Source organism: Edaphobacter sp. (genome assembly GCF_028283685.1).
Classification (GTDB): domain Bacteria; phylum Acidobacteriota; class Terriglobia; order Terriglobales; family Acidobacteriaceae; genus Edaphobacter.
Genome location: NZ_JAPWKF010000010.1, coordinates 120,572 through 138,428, shown reverse-complemented (window position 1 = coordinate 138,428; position 17,857 = coordinate 120,572). Strand labels below are relative to the sequence as shown.

The following is a 17,857-nucleotide window of genomic DNA, read 5'->3' as shown; positions in this document are numbered from 1 at the left end:
TAAATTATTGATTGTAAAAAGCTTGCGGAGGCAGTGTTTCGTAAAATCTTCCATCAAAAGGACTTGACGGGAAAATCTTGATTTCAGGGCACTTGCTGCCGAGCTGCTGTTTTTGAGCGAACGCCCTCTATTTGAGCAAATGCCCTCTATTCAGGTTAACAAAGTGAGGGGAGGGAATCGGCGCTTTGGCCGGGTTTTTATTGGGGCGGGAAGTCGTTGGTGGATCGGGGGTTGGGGATTGGGTGAGAGAGCCGGTGGGAGTTGACAGGATTTTGGGCCGGTTCGTCTTTCGCAAAATGAGGCAGGCCCGCTCCAAGGGAGACGGGCCTGCCGGGGATGCGGCTTCGGTTAGCGTCCGTGATGTTCGCCGCCACCGCCGCCGTGAGGCTGTCCACCCCCACCGCCACCGCGGGGCTGTCCGCCACCGGGCTGAGGCGAGGAGCGGGGAGCCTGCTGCGGTGCCGGACGATACTGCTGCTGGGGTGCAGAGCGTGGGGCCTGCTGTGGCTGGGAGCGATACTGCTGCTGCGGTGCGGAACGGTATTGTTGCTGGGGGGCAGGCCTGGTCTGCTGCTGCGGCGCAGAGCGGTACTGCTGCTGAGGCTGCGGCCTTGCCTGCTGCTGTTGTTGCGCCGGACGTGCCTGCTGCTGGGCGGGACGTGCCTGCTCCTGCTGCTGTGGACGTGCCTGCTCCTGCTGCTGTGGGCGTGCCTGTGTGTTGCTGCTGTGCGGGTCGAGCCTGCTGCTGACCGGGCTGACCCTCAGGCCGACCCTGCTGCTGACCCGACTGGCCACCCGGCCTATTCTGCTGCTGGCCCGGCTGACCACCAGGCCGACTCTGCTGCTGACCGGGCTGGCCCCCCGGCCGACCCTGCTGCTGCATGGCCGGCCTTGCCTGCGGCTGCTGGACGCCGCGATCGGCTGCTACCGGCCGTGCTGCGGCGGCCATGGATGGACGTCCCCGGTTGGAGTTGTAGAACTGGTTGCGGTTCTGCATGGCCTGCTGGCGGACTGCCATCTGGCTCTGCATCGGGGCGAGACGGGGCTGACGACCGGCTGCGATCTCCGACGGGCGCGGACGCACCTGGATGCCGCGCGGGCCGCCGTTGTAGGAGACACGGGTCACGTTATTGATCACGACCGTGCGGTTGTAGACGTTGGTGATCCGTACGTTGTTGATCCGCGTCACCGACCGGTTGTAGAAGAAGTTGTTGCCGTGCCAGTAGCCTCCGAAGAAGCCATAGCCGGTGTAGCCGAAGCCATACGGCACGCCGCCGTAGAAGCCGACGTAGCGTCCCCAGTAGCCGCGATGGAAGCGGTAGCGGCCACCGTAGAAGCCCCAGTAGCCGGGGGTCCAGAGGGCGCCGGTCCAGGGAGCGGCGACCCAGACGCCGGGAACCCAGTAGTAGCCGGCGGTGGCGTAGGACCAGTAGCCGGGTGTCCACATGTAGTTCGGGTCAGGTGCGGGTGGCTGGTCGTACTGCGGCAGTGCCGGGGGAGGCTGGTCGGCCTCAAGCTCGTCGTAGGCGGCGTTCTCGTCGGGCGTGACGGAATCATCGCCGTTGTCGTAGGCCTGCTGCTGGGACTGGTCGTCTGCCTGCTGTTGCGACTGATCCTGCTGCTGGGACTGGTCAGGAGCGCCAGCCTGCTGGCCGGTCTGCTGATATTCCTGTGCGCGCTGCTGGCTCTCGTTCGAGGTGCCGCTGGGGGCCTGGCGGACGATGGGAGCGGCCTGCTGCGTGGTGGTGGTCTGCTGCGTGGCTGCCTGCTGCTGGCTGGCGGCCTGTGTTGCGGCCTGATCGGCGGGGGCCATGTTGGCCAGCGCCGGGTCTGGGCCGGAGTCGTCTGCTGCCTGCTGCGCGGCAGAGACTGAAGGGTGGCATCCCGTGGTCAGCGCTACACCTGCAAAGACGAGTCCGAAGGTCAAAATCGCCAGGGAGACGATGCTGCGGGGCCGGGGGGAGGTGCCGGGCTGGTCGCCCGGTCGGTTGTGTTCCTTGGAAGTGTGCATCGTGCCTTTGAACTCCTCAGTATCCATTAACACAGGTACAAGGCATGAGATGCGCAATTTTCTCAGGGAGAGATCACAAAAGGGCTATTTGCGGGTCTTGAGGCATCCTTCAAGGGATTGTCATCGGCGGGCGTTTACTATGCTTGCACCTGGTTGCGTGGAGCGGGTGCGTGGAGAGGGATGGGATGAGCATGCAGATGGCGAAATTTCTGCTGGTCGGTTGCTGCTGTACTTTGCTGCGGGCGCAGCAGGCTTCTGTGCCGGCCTCTGTTTTGGAGACCCCTTCGGCGAACGAGTTCCACGTGGATGGCAGATGCCGGATCCACGAGATGGTGGCGACGCCGCAGGGATCGAGGGAACATGTCTACCGGGATGGAGGGATATGCTCTGTCGATGCGGTTCAAATGTCGAGCCGGACGGAGACGGACATCTCGGCGACGCAGCGAAAGCGCATCCACGTGAAGATTCAGGAGCACACCTTTACGCTGCATAATCCGACGACGGAGCGGGTGGTCTTTGTGCTGGAGCAGGCGGTGCCGAAGGGCTGGCAGATCGACTCGGACCCACAGCCGAATAAGGTGGAGGGAACGTTGGCGACTTTTATGGTGACGGCGGAGCCGCGCCAGACGGTGAGCATTCATGTCGGCGAGCGAAATCCTCCCGATTAAGGCCGGGCCGGGCAAGAGAAAGACAAATCCGCTTGAGGGGGCAAGAATTCTGGACGTAAAATGGAGGGCGATGGCAGCACGATGCACAATTCTCAAGCGCTTTCGTCACGGCCGGCCCGATCGCGGACGCTGATCCGGCGCTCTTCCTCTCTCGCACATCTCACTTGTTTCATGTCCGGCCCCCGAGCCTTCGAGGCTTTGGGCCTTCCCAACTCGCGCCCACAACGCGGCAGTTATTGGAGAAAAAGATGTCGACTTCTTTGAATAATCCTGATTCCTTCAAGAGCAAAGCGACCCTGACGTCGGGGTCCAAAAACTACACCATCTTCCGCCTGGACGCGTTGAAGTCCGAGGGCGTGGAGCTTTCGCGGCTGCCGTTTTCGCTGCGCATTCTGCTGGAAAACCTGCTGCGGCACGAGGATGGCTCGAGCGTGACGGCGGACGACATCAAGTTTCTCGTCAACTGGGACGCCAAGGCCGAGCCTTCGCGCGAGATCGCCTACATGCCTGCCCGCGTGCTGATGCAGGACTTCACGGGCGTTCCCGCGGTTGTGGATCTGGCGGCCATGCGCGATGCGATGAAGACGCTGGGGGGCAACCCGGAGCTGATCAATCCGCTGCAGCCGGCGGAGCTGGTGATCGATCACTCGGTGCAGGTGGATGAGTTCGGCTCGACGCGCGCGTATGACCTGAACGCCGCGCTGGAGTTTCAGCGTAACCGCGAGCGGTATGCGTTCCTGAAGTGGGGACAGACGGGCTTCCGCAACTTCTCGGCTGTGCCTCCGGGCATGGGCATCTGCCACCAGGTGAACCTGGAGTATCTCGCGCGCGTGGTCTTTACGACCGATGACGGCCTGGCGTATCCCGACACGCTGGTGGGCACGGACTCGCACACGACGATGATCAATGGCCTGGGCGTGCTGGGCTGGGGCGTCGGCGGCATTGAAGCGGAGGCCGCCATGCTGGGCCAGCCGGTTTCAATGCTGGTGCCGCAGGTCGTCGGCTTCAAGCTGACGGGCAAGCTGAAGCAGGGAACGACGGCAACCGATCTTGTTCTGACGGTGACGCAGATGCTGCGCAAGCTGGGCGTCGTCGGCAAGTTCGTGGAGTTCTACGGCTCGGGCATCTCGGAGCTTCCGCTGGCCGACCGCGCGACGATTGCCAACATGGCTCCTGAGTATGGCGCGACGTGCGGCATCTTCCCGGTCGACAAGGAGACGCTGAACTACCTGCGCCTGACGGGCCGTCCCGAGGAGCAGATCAAGCTGGTGGAGGAGTATTACAGGGCGCAGGGCATGTTCCACTCGGCCGACGCGACTGAGGCGGAGTACTCGGCGACGATTTCGCTGGATCTGGCTACGGTGCAGCCGAGCGTGGCCGGACCGAAGCGGCCGCAGGACAAGGTTCTGCTGTCGGAGGCCGGAGAGAGCTTCAAGCAGCAGCTGCCTTCGCTGCTGGGACCGAACGCGCAGAGTAACGGCGTGCGCCAGATGATGCGCTGGGAGGGTGAGGGCGGACACGCCTCGGCGACCGGCGATGTAACGGGAGCCAAGGGTTCGCCGTCTCCCGTGGTGGTCTCTCCGGGAGTTCCGGTAGCCACGCTGGAGTCCGACAGTGGCCGCATTCCGGTGCTGGAGGCTCCCGCAGTCTCGATTCGCAGCAGGTTCGGCGTCGATCCGGAGCCGTATCTCGATCACGGCTCCATCGTGATCGCGGCGATCACGAGCTGCACCAACACCTCGAACCCGTACGTGATGATTGCCGCGGGCCTGTTGGCGAAGAAGGCGGTTGAAAAGGGTCTGCGCACGCCTCCGTGGGTGAAGACCTCGCTGGCGCCGGGCTCGCGTGTCGTCACCGACTACTACGAGAAGGCAGGCCTGATGAAGTACCTCGATCAGCTGCGCTTCCAGACCGTCGGCTACGGCTGCACGACCTGCATCGGCAACTCCGGCCCGCTGCCCACCGACGTCTCGAAGGCGATCGAGGATCACGGCCTGGTGGCGGTCTCGGTGCTGTCGGGTAATCGCAACTTCGAGGGCCGCATCTCGCCGGAGGTTCGCGCGAACTACCTGATGAGCCCGCCGCTGGTGGTGGCGTACGCTCTGGCCGGCCACATCGGCCACAACTTCGACACCGATCCGCTGGGCAAGGACAAGGACGGCAACCCGGTGTTCCTGAAGGACATCTGGCCGACGCAGGAGGAGGTCGCCACAACGGTGGCCAACTCGATCGACTCGTCGATGTTCCACAAGGAGTACAGCACTGTCTCGCAGGGCGACCTGAACTGGCAGAACCTGAAGTTCCCCGCGGGGCAGACCTATGGATGGGAGACGAACTCGACCTACATCCGCAAGGCGCCTTACTTCGACGGCATGACGAAGGAGCCTTCGGCGGTGAAGGACATCTCCGGCGCTCGCGTTCTGGCGGTGCTGGGCGACTCGGTGACGACGGACCACATCTCTCCGGCAGGCTCGATCAAGCTGAACGGACCGGCGGGCAAGTACCTGACGGAGAACGGCGTCAAGCCCGCGGACTTCAACTCGTACGGCAGCCGTCGCGGCAACCACGAGGTGATGGTGCGCGGTACGTTTGCCAATGTCCGGCTGCGTAACAAGCTGGCTCCCGGAACCGAAGGCGGCGTGACGCGCCTGCTGCCCGAGGGCACGGGCATGTCGATCTACGACGCATCGGTCGAGTATGCGCGCCGCGGTACGCCGCTGGCGATCCTTGCCGGTAAGGAATACGGTTCGGGATCGTCGCGCGACTGGGCGGCGAAGGGACCGCGGCTGCTGGGCATCCGCTTCGTCATCGCGGAGAGCTACGAGCGTATTCACCGCTCCAACCTCGTCGGCATGGGTATCCTTCCGCTGCAGTTCCAGACGGGGCAGAACGTGGAAGAGCTTGGCCTGACGGGCGAGGAGATCTTCCGCGTGGGCGATGCGGGCGAGCTGAAGGCGATGCTGGACTCGAAGTTCGCCAATGGCAAGACCATCACGGTGTATGCGGAGAGCGACTCGGGCAAGACGACGGAGCTTTCTGCGACGGTACGCATCGACACCCCGCAGGAGATCCTTTACTACCAGAACGGCGGCATTCTGCAGTACGTGCTGCGTCAGCTGCTGGCGAAGGGATAAGGCTGTTTGTGTTGAGAAAGGCCCGCTCTGGCGGGCCTTTTTTTGTGGCGCGGGGATTCGGCTCACTCGATGACGACAACGGTGTTTACGAGACGAATGACGATCCCAGCGCGCACAAGCCCGGTCACTTCGTCTCTGTTCAATTCTGAACAGTTCTGTGCAGGATCGCACACCTGTATGCGTTCTCACTGTGTGCCGGATCGAACAAGCCTTATCTAATCAGCAGCTTATCTTTTGCGCCCAATGGCATGGTTCCTGCACCGGTTTAGGTTTAGTTCCTGTCGGTTCAGAGGCAAAATGAAAATTCATCGTGTGGTGTTCTTTGGTTCTGCTTTCTCCTGCCAGCTTGAGAGTAGGTTTGCTCTGACTCTTGCTCTTCTGTTTCTTCTGTTGGCAGCGCGTCCCTGCCGTTCCCAGAATTCTTCCGGCGTTGCTCCACCTGCCCAGCAGAATTTTGCTCTAACTGACACTGCCGCCCTTTCCGTTGTCGGCGGCAAAGCTGAACCTGTCGAATACCTTGGTCGAAGAGCCGTTCGCCTCACGACAGAGGCCAAGAGCGACATCTTTGCCTATGTCAACGGCTCTTCCATTCAAGACGGCGTAATCGAGGTCGATATCGCGGTCAAGATCACCACGCCTCCCGGCGTTCGCATGCCAGGTTTCACGGGCCTCGCCTTCCGTACACGCCCCGGCGGCTTGCAATATGACATGTTTTATCTTCGTCCCCGGAACGCCCAATCCGACGACCAGGCCATGCGCAATCACTCGGTCCAGTACGTGGCCAAGCCCGACTACGACTGGTATCCGCTTCGCCGCCAGTGGCCGTGGGTTTACGAATCCTGGGCCGACCTCAAACCTGAAACATGGACACATGTGAAGATCGAAATCCACGGACGGACCGCACAGTTATTCCTGAACGGGTCGAATTCTCCCAGCCTTGTCGTTAATGGGCTCAAAGGCGAGGACCTACGGGGCGGTGTTGCGTTATGGGGCTATCCCGGCGAGGAGTCCTACTTCTCGAATCTTCAAATCTCTCACTCGAATCCGCTCCCGATTAAGAACGGCGCCGAACCTGACGGGATATGGCACGCCGTGTTCGCAAGCGACTACGGGCGCTTCGAAGGCACGATGAAGCTGCATCGCGATGGCACGAAGATCGCTGGCACATGGAGTGGAGCGTTCGGAAAAGAACTGGCAGTCACCGGAACCTGGCGTGACGGCTATGTCGAACTTAGCTTCACGGGAGGCTGGCAGGAAGATGCAACGTCCACCCTGGTTCCTGTCGTGGCGAGGCTGGCTGGATGGATCGACGACGACAAGGCTGCCGGCCGTATGAAGGTGGAAGGCCGTGCGGATGGCCAATGGTCCGCCATCCGGGAGAAAGACTAGGAAACAGGAGGAAGTTGCATGTTCCAGCGTGCCTCTCCTGCTGCTCCCGCTTACTTGTCTTGCCACGTGGGCGTCTAGCCCAGATTGGTACCGATAAGCAGGCTTATCGCCAGTCGGCTTTGTTTGCTGGTGCCGTGAGGAACGGTGTTCCAGGAGACGGCGAAGCATCGAGCCTGCGATGGAGAGGTTGGAGGAGAAAAAGAGGCAGCAGCACGGTCTCAGCGGGTGCTGCTGCCTCCGGCGCCCGATAGCCTGTCGCGGAGGGTGGGGAACAGGGGCCGGGCGCCAGCTCGATGAGGCGGGAGGGTGTTGCGGGAGCTCGCGGAGGAGCATTCCGCGCCGTCGTGAGGCTGCCGCGCTGGGTCTGGCCGTAGAACCCGGGCCGCAGACCTGCACGACGTGCGGAATTTCGTGGATGCGCGTAAGGCGGCATCTATACTGAACACAGTCGTCAGCCTTTCAGGTTGCCGATCTCGGGTCCCTCGCGGTGCTTCGCCAAAAAGACAGCTGCGGGGGGCCTTCTCTTCTTTAAACGACAACGTTCAGTGCGTAACGGCCGAGGTGGTAATGGCCTGGGCGACGGTGCGCATCTGGTTGTCGAGCGAGAGCATGGCGAGGTGGCACATTCTGGCGACCTGCATGTAGGCGGTCATCTCCATCCGAACCGAGACGCCGCCGACGTGGAGGCTGACGGTGCCGCAGGGGCAGACGGTGATGCTGCCCAGTCCAGGGCAGGTGGCGAGGGTTTCGTGGACGGTCTGTTCATCGCACATGATGGCACTCCAACAGGGTGGGTTGTGCGTGGCGGTGTGTCTTCGACGGGGCAGCGGGGGAGACAATCCCGCCGCCCGTGAATGCCGTGGTGCTAGACGCCTCGCTGGGCGTAGTACTCGGCGATCTGACGAGGGTCGAAGGCAAAGGGAACGTGCTGAGAATCGGGCTGCATGCGGACGACGCCGTGGTCGGTCACGCCTTCGGTGGCGAACTGGAGGTAACCGGGCAGGGGCAGGCGCGGGTTCTGGCGCGAGTCGACGGTGGCCTGCATGGAGGAGGCGTACTCGGTGAGTCGAACGAAGTCGCCTACGCGCAGGACGGCTGAACCGATGGTCAGGATGCGGCCGTTGACCATGACGTGACCGTGCGAGACCAGCTGGCGCGCCGAGGCCATGGAGCGGGCGAAGCCCAGGCGGAAGACGACGTTGTCGAGGCGGCGTTCGAGCAGGCCGATCAGGCTCTCCACCCAGTTGATGGGCTGAATGCGGCGGGCGTCGCGGACGAAGCGGCGCAGCTGTTCCTCGCGGAGGCCGTAGTGGAAGAGGACTTTCTGTTTTTCCTTGAGCTGGGTGCCGTACTCGGAGAGCTTGCGGCGGACGGAGGCCTTGCCGTGCTGGCCGGGTGGGTAGTTGCGCTTCTCAAGCGCGCCGGGCTTGCCCAGGCCGGGCAGCTCGATACCGAGGGCGCGCTGCATCTTGAACTTCGTGCGGTTGCTCATGGTCCGTCATCCTTCACCGCCGCGACCATTGCATGATGGGGAAGTCGCGGCTGCCGATCTCGGACCCACACGACCAGCGCTTCGCCAAAAGACAGCCGGTCGGGGATCCCTGAATTATGAAGTAAGACTAACTTAGTCCGATATGGAGCGCAAGGGGAAAACAAGGTTTTTTGTTGAGAAGGAGAGTTCCTTCCGGGAGGGGGTTGGGCCGTGCCGTTGAGCCGGGGGGGATCGAGAAAAGCAGATTCGTCCTCTGCGCTACGGAATGGCAATCTCTGATTGTCGATGGGCGCTTTAGTTTTCATGAGTTGTGGAATGACAAAGTTGATAAACGGTGGAGGTTACTCCGTGCGGCACGCGGGCCGTGCTGCCGCCTATAATGAGCTATGGCACCCGCTCAACCGGCCTCTTCGCAGGCTGGTCCGCAGCACATGTCGAAGAACCAACCTGACGTTCAACCGGAGAGCCCTGTTTCGAGCACGGCTGGTGAGCCTGAGAAGGCTCCGGCTGTCGCGGCCTCTGCGGAGACGGCGGGTACGGAGAGCAGTGTGCCTGGGGCGATTATCGTGGCCAATGAATCCTCAGCCGCGCACCTGAGCGGCTATGCGCCGGAAGACGTCAAGGTCATCGACGAAAAGTTCCATAAGCTGCTGGAGACGGTGCACGAGAACCGTCCCGGGGACGACCTTGAGCTGATTCGCAAGGCGTGGGCGTTCTGCCTGCAGCAGCATGAGGGGCAGAAGCGAGCCTCGGGCGAGCCGTATGTGATCCATCCGCTTGAGGTGGGGCAGGTGCTGGCCGAGTTGAAGATGGATTCGACGGCGATCGCGGCGGGTCTGCTGCACGATGCGGTCGAAGACACGGACGTGACCTCGGCGGAGATTGCGCAGCGCTTCGGCGAGCAGGTGGCGCACATCGTCGAAGGCGTGACGAAGCTGGACAAGATCAAGTTCGCGAATCGCGAAGACCACCAGGCGGAGAATATCCGCAAGATGCTGCTGGCCATGGTGACGGACGTTCGCGTGGTGATCATCAAGCTGGCCGACCGGCTGCACAACATGCGCACGCTGGAGCACCTGAAGCCGGAGAAGCAGCAGAAGATCGCCAAGGAGACGCTGGACATCTATGCTCCGCTGGCGCACCGGCTGGGCATGGGTAAGCTGCGCGGCGAGCTGGAAGATCTGGCATTTCGTTACACCGATCCGTACGCGTACGAGCAGGTCTCGCATGAAGTGGACGCGCTGCGCGGCGCCGGGGAAGAGTTCCTGAAGGGCATCGTCGAAAAGCTGGAGGCGAAGCTGAAGGAGTTCCACATCGAGGGCCGCGTGGAGTGGCGCATCAAGCGGTTGTACTCGATTCAGCAGAAGCTGGAAGACCAGAAGATTCCGGTGGACCAGGTGTATGACCTGCTGGCGATCCGCGTGATCACGCACACGATGCAGGACTGTTATGCGCTGCTGGGCCTGCTGCATTCGATCTGGCGGCCGGTGCCGGGTCGCATCAAGGATTTCATCGCGATGCCGCGGCCGAATATGTACCAGTCGCTGCATACGACGCTGATCGCCGAAGGCGGACATCAGTTCGAGGTGCAGATTCGCACGGAGGACATGCACCGCGTCGCCGAGGAAGGCATCGCGGCGCACTGGAAGTACAAGGCCAGCGACAATGTCAGCGCCAAGGACGAGCAGAGGCTGGCGTGGGTAAGGCAGCTGGTGGAGTGGCAGCGCGAGATGACCGATCCCAACGAGTTCATGTCGACGCTGAAGATCGACCTGTACCCGGAGGAGGTCTATACCTTCACGCCGAAGGGCAAGGTCGTCGTTTTGCCGAAGGACGCGAGCCCGGTGGACTTCGCCTATGCGATCCACACCGAGGTGGGCAACACGACGACGGGCGCGAAGGTGAATGGCCGCATCGTTCCGCTGCGGACGAAGCTGAAGAACGGCGACATCGTCGAGATCTCGACGCAGACCGGCCACACGCCGAGCCGCGACTGGCTGAGCTTCACCAAGAGCTCGAAGGCGCGCAACAAGATCAAGCACTGGCTGAACGAACACCAGCGCCAGCGCGCGGTGGAGATCGGCAAGAAGCTGCTGGACCGCGAGGCGCGCAAGTACAAGCTTTCCATGGGCAAGTACACGACAGCGGACTACGACAAGCTGGCGCAGGAGTACGGCCTGACGAGCGAGGCTGAACTGCTGGCGGGGATCGGCTTCGGCAAGCTGTCGTCGCGGCAGGTGCTGAACAAGCTGGAGCCGGGATCGACGATGGCCGCCGAGCCTGCACCGGCTGAGCCTGGACTGGTCAGCAATACGCTGGGCCAGATGTCGGACGCGGTGAAGCGCGTCTTCTTCGGGCGCGGTTCGGAGTCGCTGCAGGTAGAGGGGCAGGACGACCTGCTGGTGTACCGCGCACGTTGTTGTAACCCGATTCGCGGTGAAGAGATCATCGGCTACGTCACGCGCGGCAAGGGCGTGGCGGTCCACGCAAGAAGCTGTCCTAACGTGCAGAACCTGTTGTATGAAGCAGACCGTCGCATCCAGGTGGAGTGGGCTCCGATGCCGTCGGAGGCTGGATCAGCGGCGAAGCAGCAGACCTATCCGGTGAAGGTGACGATCGTGTGCGACGACCGCTCCGGCATGCTGAAGGAGTTTACGGCGATCATCTCCGAAGACGGTACCAACATTCGCAGCATGGACTCTAAGGGCGAGGCCGACGGTTCGGCGATCGTCGATTTTGTGGTGGAGACGGTGGATGTGCGTCATCTGAACAAGATGGTGGAGCGTCTGCGGCGCGTGCCCGGGGTACGCGAGGTTCATCGCGTTCAGAAGATTTAGCGGGTTTTTCCGACTTAATATTTTCGTGGCGAAAGCGCCCGCTGGTCCTGCTCCTGGGCGTCGCGGCTGAGGCGCTCGCAGATGTGGGCTTGCCCTTCGACGTGGTGACGCCGGGGCGTGCATTGCCGAGCATGGTGTCGCGATACATTCCCATTCTGTAAAACCTCCATGGGAGGGATTTGTCTGCAGAGAACCTGGGCAGGCGGCAAATTGAAAGCCAAAGTTAAGGCAATCGGTTCTGAGAATCGCGAGGCCTACTGCACCGTCAGCGGACTAACGTATGTGGTCGTGTTCCGACGGTGCGGTCTGGTGCAGCTGCGCGGTTCAGGCTGGTGAACATCTGGGGAGGTTCTCCTGAAACGCACTCTTCGGAAATTGGATGCATTGGGTTGGTCTGCATCCGTGGTGCCGTGAAAAGAAAAATTCGGGGAGATCGAGAAAGAGTTGGCTGAGGGCAAAAAATATTTTCCCGGGGATAGTCGGTTTCCGACTAAGTGTGCGATGCTTCCCTTGTCCCATCTCGCGTTCGAAAGGCGGTTGGTATGCCGTTGCACGATGCGTTGGACCACGAAGACGTTTCCCTGGAAAGAGTTGCGCTTTGGCCGATGCTGGCAGGCGTCGGAGCTTCATGGCTGACGCTGGAGATGCTGGTGCCGTGGCTGCGGCGCGGATCGATGCCGCGCACTGGGCTGGTGCTCATCGCGTTGTCGCTGATGTTCGTCGCGGTGATGGTGAGCGGAGCCGTGGTGCGCGCGATCTACGCAAAGATTTACAAGATGCGGAGAGTGACGACGCCGGTGGTGCGCGCGGCGTGCGTGGCCGCGCTGTGGGTTCCGGCGTGGGTGCTGTTCGTGGAGACCTCTTCGCTGCTGATGATTGCAGCTGCAGCGATCTGCGTGGCCTGCCTGGGCGTCTTTCTGAAGCAGTGCGAGGTGGAGGCTGCCGAGAGTAGTGTGCAGTCGGCTCCGCACATCGCGGGGACGCCGTTTTTCTTCAAGGAGGGCCTGCTGGCTCGCGCGCTGTTGCCGTCGCTGGTGCTGGTATTGGTGCTGGACATCGTGTTTGCGTTGGTGGCGACGCGCTGGTTTATTGCGTCGTCGGTTGCGGCGGGAGTCTTTGCGGGGGTTCTGGGGTGGCGTGCGGCTCGTCCAAGCGTTGCGGGAGTGGAGACGCGGGCGATTCTTTCGACCGGGCGACAGAACATCCTCGCGGTGGCGGCGTTTATGGTGACGCTGGTTGCGCTGCTGCCGTATCTGAGGGTGTCGACGCGAGGCGGCTTCGCCAATCCGTTTTCCGGGATCGAGACGAAGAGTCCCGTTGCAGCGAAGAGCGCCGCGCCGAGCAGCGGATATACGGGCGTGATCCTGCTGCCGCTGACGGAGATGCAGAAGAAGATTATCGCCCCGCCGGTGAAGCGCGATCTGGAGCCGCACTTTGGCGTGAAGATCGCGGAGCCGATGGAGATTCCGTTCGACGGGCAGTACTGGTACTTCAAGTGGCCGGAGAAGAAGCCGCGGCCCACGGCGCGTGTGGTGCGGGGCAGTTCGACGAAGACGCAGGTGAGCTCGAGCGACCGCTACCCGCTGACGATGGAGGCGCACCAGAAGCTGGCGCAGCCGCTGGATCTTGGCTGCTGCAGCGCGATGGCGCTGGTGGTGGAGAACAACGATCAGCTGAGCGGGGCGATCTCGCTGGAGCTGTGGGTGAAGAAGCAGGCGGATGCGAAGACGGCGGCGAAGGCGCGGATCAACGCGGTGGCTCCTGAGGCCGCGCCGCATTACCTGGGGACGGTGGTGATTCCGTCGAGCGAGCTGCCGATCGCGCAGCGGCCGAATGCGTCGGGCAAGGTGCAGGAGGAGACGCTGCGTTTTCCTGTGCCGTCGGCGATGGACGGCACGCTGTTCGACGAGATTACGGTGGTGATGCGGACGGCGCCGGAGCGCGGGCGGATGGGCGCGAAGGTGGCGGTGAAGAAGTTTGTGCTGGAGCCGTAGAGGCTGGCTCCTCGCTCAGGCGCTGTGTTCGGCCATAGCCGGCTGACGGTGGGCGGCGAGGCAGGTGAGCACGCTCATCACGACGAGAGTAAGGGCTGCGATCTCCAGAAACGTCGGCAGGCGCCGCTCCCAGAGGAAGCCGTAGATCAGCGCGAAGACGGTCTCGAAGAGGATCATCTGGCCGACGAGCGTGAGCGGCAACAGGCGATTCATCCTGTTCCAGAGCGAGTTTCCGGTGATGGAGGCCAGGACGGCGACGCCGAGGGAGACGGCTGCGAATCGCGCCCAACCCTGCGAGCTGTGATGTGCCTTCTCGAGGACAAGCGCGAGAGGGATCAAGAGAAGGCTCTGCAGCCCGGTGACGATTCCGGTGAGGAGATTCCAGTCGTGCGCGGAGACCTGCTTCAGCTGGGCGAGGCAGCGGGAGTTGCCGACAGCGTAGGTGGTCCACGAGGCCAGGGCGCCGATGGCACAGAGCAGGCCGAGGATCTGCCGCCCGCCCGGCGCGGGGGAGGCGAGCGCCTGCCAGCCGATGCAGATGGTTCCCAAACCGCAGAGCAACAGAGAGAATCGCAGTCTGACGAGAGGGACTGCGCCTTCGTCGCGGCTGCCGACGATGGTGACGGCGACGGGCAGAAAGCCGATGACGAGCGAGGTCATCGCAATGCCGCCGGTCTGCACGGCCGCTGATAGAAGGATGTAGTAGAGGGTGTTGCCGGCGAGCGAGAGCCAGATCAGGTTCAGCCACTGACGTCGTGGGATGTGGACGAGCAGCGAGCGGAGACGCGGCGCGGCGAGCGCGGCGGCGATGAGTCCAAAGCAGAGGTAGCGTCCGATGCAGAGCAGCAGCGGGCTGAACTCTGCCGCCAGCTTTGGCGCGAGGAAGACGAGTCCCCATAGCGCGCCTGCTCCCATGCCGCAGGCAACTCCTGTCAGCGTGGCCTGCCGGGAGGAGGTGGAGGCGCTGCTGTGGGACGTGACGGATGTCATGATCGAAGGATATTCTCGACGATGCGGGCCATGCGTTCGATTTTTGGGAGTTATACGCAACAAATCATCGTTTATGCCTAGGAAATCAAACAATCTTGGCTCTGCGCTCGATCCACAGAATCGGGCCATCCTTCGGATCCTCCAGCGCGATAACAAGACGCCGCAGCGAGTGATTGCGGAGGAGGTGAACCTGTCGGCCGCCGCGGTGCAGCGCCGAGTCGCAGCGATGGAGGAGGCCGGGGTGATCGCAGGGAACGTCGCGATCGTCGATCCCGATGCGGTCTCGGCGACGATTACGGCGATCGTCGAGGTGCAGCTGTGGGACGAGCGGGCGGCGACGGTCGATGGCGCGAAGGCGCTGTTTCGCGGGACGGCCGAGGTGCAGCAGTGCTTCTATGTGACGGGCGGCGTCAGCTTCGTGCTGTTGATTCTTGCGCCGGACATGCGGAGCTACGAGGGGCTGACGCGGCGGCTGTTCTCGGAGAACGAGCTGGTGAAGAGCTTTCGGACGCTGATTGCGCTGGATCGCGTGAAGAGTGATACGGCGATTGTGATTCCGTGAGATGTTGAGCGAAGGTGGCGGGTCGTCGGGCGCGATGCTGGGCTGCGAGGGAGATGTGACCTCTTCGGAGGGAGACGGCTCGATTGAGCAAGCAGGTTGCAGTCAGCGGGGTGCGCATGTATGCTTGAGGGCAAGATGATCTCGAACTCCAGCCGCTTTATTAGCTTTATTGACCGCTACTGGTATCCGGTAGCGGCATCGGCGGAGTAGGGTCTTCTGACGGATTAGCTGAGCAGCACAAGCTGAAGTTCAGACAAGATTCAAAGTCCACACGAGCCGCGACCCGATAAGGTTGCGGCTTTTGTTTTGTGCGGTAGAAGGCGTTGTAAGGAGCGTGTATGAGCAGCACGACGGCAGCGATGGTGAGTCCGGGGGGATCTGTCAGCCCGGTGAGGTCGGCGGTGGGGCGGTTTGGGGTGTACGGCGGGCGGTATGTGCCGGAGACGCTGATGGCAGCGCTCGAAGAGCTTGAGGCTGCGTATAACGAGGCCAAGGACGATGCGTCGTTTCAGGCCGAACTGGCCGACCTGCTGCACAACTACTGCGGCCGGCCTACGCCGCTGTACTACGCGAAGCGGCTGAGCGATCAGCTGGGCGGCGCGAAGATTTATTTGAAGCGCGAAGACCTGTTGCATACGGGTGCGCACAAGATCAACAACGCGCTGGGGCAGGGGCTGCTGGCGAAGCGCATGGGCAAGCAGCGCGTTATCGCCGAGACGGGCGCGGGGCAGCATGGCGTGGCGACGGCGACGGTGTGCGCCCTGCTGGGCATGGACTGCGTGATCTACATGGGCGAAGAGGACATGCGGCGGCAGGAGCTGAATGTCTACCGCATGCGCCTGCTGGGCGCGGAGGTGCGCGGCGTGAGCGCGGGTTCGGCGACGCTGAAGGACGCGATCTCCGAGGCGATGCGCGACTGGGTGACGAATGTGCGGACGACGTTCTACATCCTGGGCTCGGCGCTGGGCTCGCATCCTTACCCGACGATGGTGCGGGACTTTCATCGCGTGATCAGCATCGAGGCGAAGCAGCAGATTCTGGAGCAGGAGGGCAAGCTGCCGACCGCTGTCGTGGCGTGTGTTGGCGGCGGATCGAACGCCATCGGCGCGTTCTACGAGTTCATCGACGATGCGGATGTGAAGCTGATTGGTGTTGAGGCTGGCGGGCGTGGCTCGGCGATTGGCGAGCATGCGGCGCGGTTTGCGAAGATCGGCGGCGGTGTTCCGGGTGTGCTGCAGGGGACGTACAGCTACGTGCTGCAGGACGATGCGGGGCAGATTGCGCTGACGCACTCGGTGAGCGCGGGGCTGGACTACGCGAGCGTGGGGCCGGAGCATGCGATGCTGCATGATTCGGGTCGCGCGACGTATACGTCGGCTACGGATGACGAGGCGTTGAAGGCTGTGGTGACGCTGGCGCGGACGGAGGGGATTCTTCCGGCGCTCGAGAGCGCGCATGCTGTGGCCGAGGCGATCAAGCTGGCTCCGACGATGAGCAAAGACGCCGTGCTGATGGTGAATCTTTCCGGGCGCGGCGATAAGGATATGGGGATCTTGTCAAAGGAGCTGGATGTGAAGGGTGCGAAGGCGGAGGTCAAGGCTTAGTTATGGCGATCAAGTTTGAGAAGAAGCCCGGCCTGGTTATTTATCTCACTGCCGGCGATCCTGATCTGGCGACTACGCGGGACATTGCTCTCGCGGCGATTGATAACGGCGCGGATGTGATTGAGCTGGGTGTGCCGTTCAGCGATCCGCTGGCCGATGGCCCGGTGATTCAGCGGGCGAGTGAGCGTGCGGTGGCGAAGGGGACGCGGCTTACCGATGTGCTGGGGATTGCGAAGGAGATTCGCGCGGCTCGGCCTGAGGCGGGGTTGATCCTGTTCAGCTATCTGAATCCTGTGATTCGCCTGGGGATGAAGGAGTTTGCGGCGAAGGCGGCGGAGGCGGGCGCGGATGGCGTGCTGCTGACGGACATGATCGTCGAAGAGGCCGGGGAGTATCTCGCGGAGATGAAGGCGAACTCGTTAGCGCCGGTGTTTCTGGCGGCGCCGACGTCGCCGGATGTGCGGCTGAAGGCGATTGCGGAGAACTCGAAGGGGTTTGTGTATGCGATCTCGCGGGTGGGGATTACGGGTACGCAGTCGAGTCTGACGAGCGATGCTTCGGAGATCGTTACGCGGTTGAAGAAGTTTACGACGCTGCCGATTGCGGTGGGCTTTGGCGTGTCGAACGCGGAGCATGTAAAGGCCGTGGGTGAGTTTGCCGATGCGGCGGTGATCGGTTCGGCGATTGTGCAGTTGATTGAAAAGACGGATGCGAAGGAGGCCGCGGCGGCAGTCGGAAGGTTCGTCGCGGGTCTGCGTGCATGAGACCTGAATTCAGTAGCTTATCGGAGCGGCAGAGAGTGGCCGTTTATCATGGGGCGTACACGAAAACTCAGCGGCGGGCGTTGCAGGGCGGTGCCTGGCTGCTTCAAGAGGACAAGCGATGGAGATCTCTGACTGGCGGAACAAGATCGACGTGCTCGATGAGCAGATCGTTCGCCTTATCAACGAGCGTGCCGCAGCGGCAAGGGCGATCGGAAAGCTCAAGCAGAACGCAGGTCTGCCGGTTTACGAACCGCATCGCGAGGAGACTGTGTTTGCGCGGGTGCGGAAGGTCAACGAGGGACCGCTCACCGACAGCGAGATCGTAAACATCTATGAGCGGATCATAGACGTGATGCGGACGCTGCAGAAGAAGGATCAGTAGACCGCGATTTGAGAAGGTTTTCAGTACCAG

The 17,857-nt window shown here is 62.5% G+C and carries 13 protein-coding genes; 9 read left to right on the top strand and 4 right to left on the bottom strand.

Annotated elements, in window-relative coordinates; all coding sequences use genetic code 11:
- Positions 1 to 127 precede the first annotated feature (127 nt).
- The gene (locus PW789_RS18635; protein ID WP_299379610.1) at positions 128 to 2,011 is read right to left on the bottom strand and encodes a hypothetical protein; all 1,884 of its coding nucleotides are present in this window, start codon (positions 2,009 to 2,011) and stop codon (positions 128 to 130) included.
- A gap of 185 nt (positions 2,012 to 2,196) precedes the next feature.
- Between PW789_RS18635 and PW789_RS18630 the strand changes: the two genes are divergently transcribed.
- The 3 genes from PW789_RS18630 to PW789_RS18620 all read left to right on the top strand — a co-directional run bounded on the left by PW789_RS18630 (position 2,197) and on the right by PW789_RS18620 (position 7,202).
- A complete protein-coding gene (locus tag PW789_RS18630; RefSeq protein ID WP_299379607.1) occupies positions 2,197 to 2,679 on the top strand; it encodes a hypothetical protein in 483 nt (160 codons plus the stop codon).
- Between the two features lie 248 nt (positions 2,680 to 2,927).
- On the top strand, positions 2,928 to 5,813 hold the full coding sequence (locus PW789_RS18625; protein WP_299379604.1) for an aconitate hydratase: 2,886 nt from the start codon (positions 2,928 to 2,930) through the stop codon (positions 5,811 to 5,813).
- Positions 5,814 to 6,056: 243 nt separating this feature from the next.
- Positions 6,057 to 7,202, top strand: a complete 1,146-nt coding sequence (locus PW789_RS18620) for a hypothetical protein (RefSeq protein WP_299379601.1) — start codon at positions 6,057 to 6,059, stop codon at positions 7,200 to 7,202.
- A 542-nt stretch (positions 7,203 to 7,744) separates the two neighbouring features.
- Here PW789_RS18620 and PW789_RS18615 read toward each other — a convergent pair.
- Positions 7,745 to 7,975 (bottom strand): hypothetical protein, encoded by a 231-nt coding sequence (locus tag PW789_RS18615; protein WP_299379597.1) that lies wholly within the window; start codon positions 7,973 to 7,975, stop codon positions 7,745 to 7,747.
- Between the two features lie 92 nt (positions 7,976 to 8,067).
- On the bottom strand, positions 8,068 to 8,694 hold the full coding sequence (gene rpsD / locus PW789_RS18610) for a 30S ribosomal protein S4 (protein ID WP_299379594.1): 627 nt from the start codon (positions 8,692 to 8,694) through the stop codon (positions 8,068 to 8,070).
- Between the two features lie 386 nt (positions 8,695 to 9,080).
- Between rpsD and PW789_RS18605 the strand changes: the two genes are divergently transcribed.
- Both PW789_RS18605 and PW789_RS18600 read left to right on the top strand, forming a co-directional pair.
- On the top strand, positions 9,081 to 11,531 hold the full coding sequence (locus PW789_RS18605) for a RelA/SpoT family protein (protein ID WP_299379591.1): 2,451 nt from the start codon (positions 9,081 to 9,083) through the stop codon (positions 11,529 to 11,531).
- A 542-nt stretch (positions 11,532 to 12,073) separates the two neighbouring features.
- On the top strand, positions 12,074 to 13,525 hold the full coding sequence (locus PW789_RS18600) for a hypothetical protein (protein WP_299379589.1): 1,452 nt from the start codon (positions 12,074 to 12,076) through the stop codon (positions 13,523 to 13,525).
- 15 nt (positions 13,526 to 13,540) lie between these two features.
- Here the strand turns inward: PW789_RS18600 and PW789_RS18595 are convergent, their stop codons facing one another.
- Positions 13,541 to 14,515: a DMT family transporter gene (locus PW789_RS18595; RefSeq protein ID WP_299379587.1), complete on the bottom strand. Its 975-nt coding sequence runs from the start codon at positions 14,513 to 14,515 to the stop codon at positions 13,541 to 13,543.
- Positions 14,516 to 14,588: 73 nt separating this feature from the next.
- Between PW789_RS18595 and PW789_RS18590 the strand changes: the two genes are divergently transcribed.
- The 4 genes from PW789_RS18590 (at position 14,589) to pheA (ending at position 17,827) form a co-directional block, all read left to right on the top strand.
- Entirely contained in the window at positions 14,589 to 15,077 is a 489-nt protein-coding gene (locus PW789_RS18590; RefSeq protein WP_299379585.1) for an Lrp/AsnC family transcriptional regulator, read from the top strand.
- A 359-nt stretch (positions 15,078 to 15,436) separates the two neighbouring features.
- Positions 15,437 to 16,681 (top strand): tryptophan synthase subunit beta, encoded by a 1,245-nt coding sequence (trpB, locus tag PW789_RS18585; RefSeq protein ID WP_299380375.1) that lies wholly within the window; start codon positions 15,437 to 15,439, stop codon positions 16,679 to 16,681.
- Between the two features lie 2 nt (positions 16,682 to 16,683).
- Positions 16,684 to 17,445: a tryptophan synthase subunit alpha gene (trpA, locus tag PW789_RS18580; RefSeq protein WP_299379582.1), complete on the top strand. Its 762-nt coding sequence runs from the start codon at positions 16,684 to 16,686 to the stop codon at positions 17,443 to 17,445.
- A gap of 118 nt (positions 17,446 to 17,563) precedes the next feature.
- On the top strand, positions 17,564 to 17,827 hold the full coding sequence (pheA, locus tag PW789_RS18575; RefSeq protein WP_299379578.1) for a chorismate mutase: 264 nt from the start codon (positions 17,564 to 17,566) through the stop codon (positions 17,825 to 17,827).
- Positions 17,828 to 17,857: the final 30 nt, after the last annotated feature.

Bases quoted from the DNA above. Each gene is read 5' to 3' on its own strand.
- PW789_RS18635 (WP_299379610.1), bottom strand. From the start codon at position 2,011: ATGCACACTTCCAAGGAACACAACCGACCGGGCGACCAGCCCGGCACC.
- PW789_RS18630 (WP_299379607.1), top strand. From the start codon at position 2,197: ATGAGCATGCAGATGGCGAAATTTCTGCTGGTCGGTTGCTGCTGTACT.
- PW789_RS18625 (WP_299379604.1), top strand. From the start codon at position 2,928: ATGTCGACTTCTTTGAATAATCCTGATTCCTTCAAGAGCAAAGCGACC.
- PW789_RS18620 (WP_299379601.1), top strand. From the start codon at position 6,057: ATGGCATGGTTCCTGCACCGGTTTAGGTTTAGTTCCTGTCGGTTCAGA.
- PW789_RS18615 (WP_299379597.1), bottom strand. From the start codon at position 7,975: ATGTGCGATGAACAGACCGTCCACGAAACCCTCGCCACCTGCCCTGGA.
- rpsD (WP_299379594.1), bottom strand. From the start codon at position 8,694: ATGAGCAACCGCACGAAGTTCAAGATGCAGCGCGCCCTCGGTATCGAG.
- PW789_RS18605 (WP_299379591.1), top strand. From the start codon at position 9,081: ATGGCACCCGCTCAACCGGCCTCTTCGCAGGCTGGTCCGCAGCACATG.
- PW789_RS18600 (WP_299379589.1), top strand. From the start codon at position 12,074: ATGCCGTTGCACGATGCGTTGGACCACGAAGACGTTTCCCTGGAAAGA.
- PW789_RS18595 (WP_299379587.1), bottom strand. From the start codon at position 14,515: ATGACATCCGTCACGTCCCACAGCAGCGCCTCCACCTCCTCCCGGCAG.
- PW789_RS18590 (WP_299379585.1), top strand. From the start codon at position 14,589: ATGCCTAGGAAATCAAACAATCTTGGCTCTGCGCTCGATCCACAGAAT.
- trpB (WP_299380375.1), top strand. From the start codon at position 15,437: ATGGTGAGTCCGGGGGGATCTGTCAGCCCGGTGAGGTCGGCGGTGGGG.
- trpA (WP_299379582.1), top strand. From the start codon at position 16,684: ATGGCGATCAAGTTTGAGAAGAAGCCCGGCCTGGTTATTTATCTCACT.
- pheA (WP_299379578.1), top strand. From the start codon at position 17,564: ATGGAGATCTCTGACTGGCGGAACAAGATCGACGTGCTCGATGAGCAG.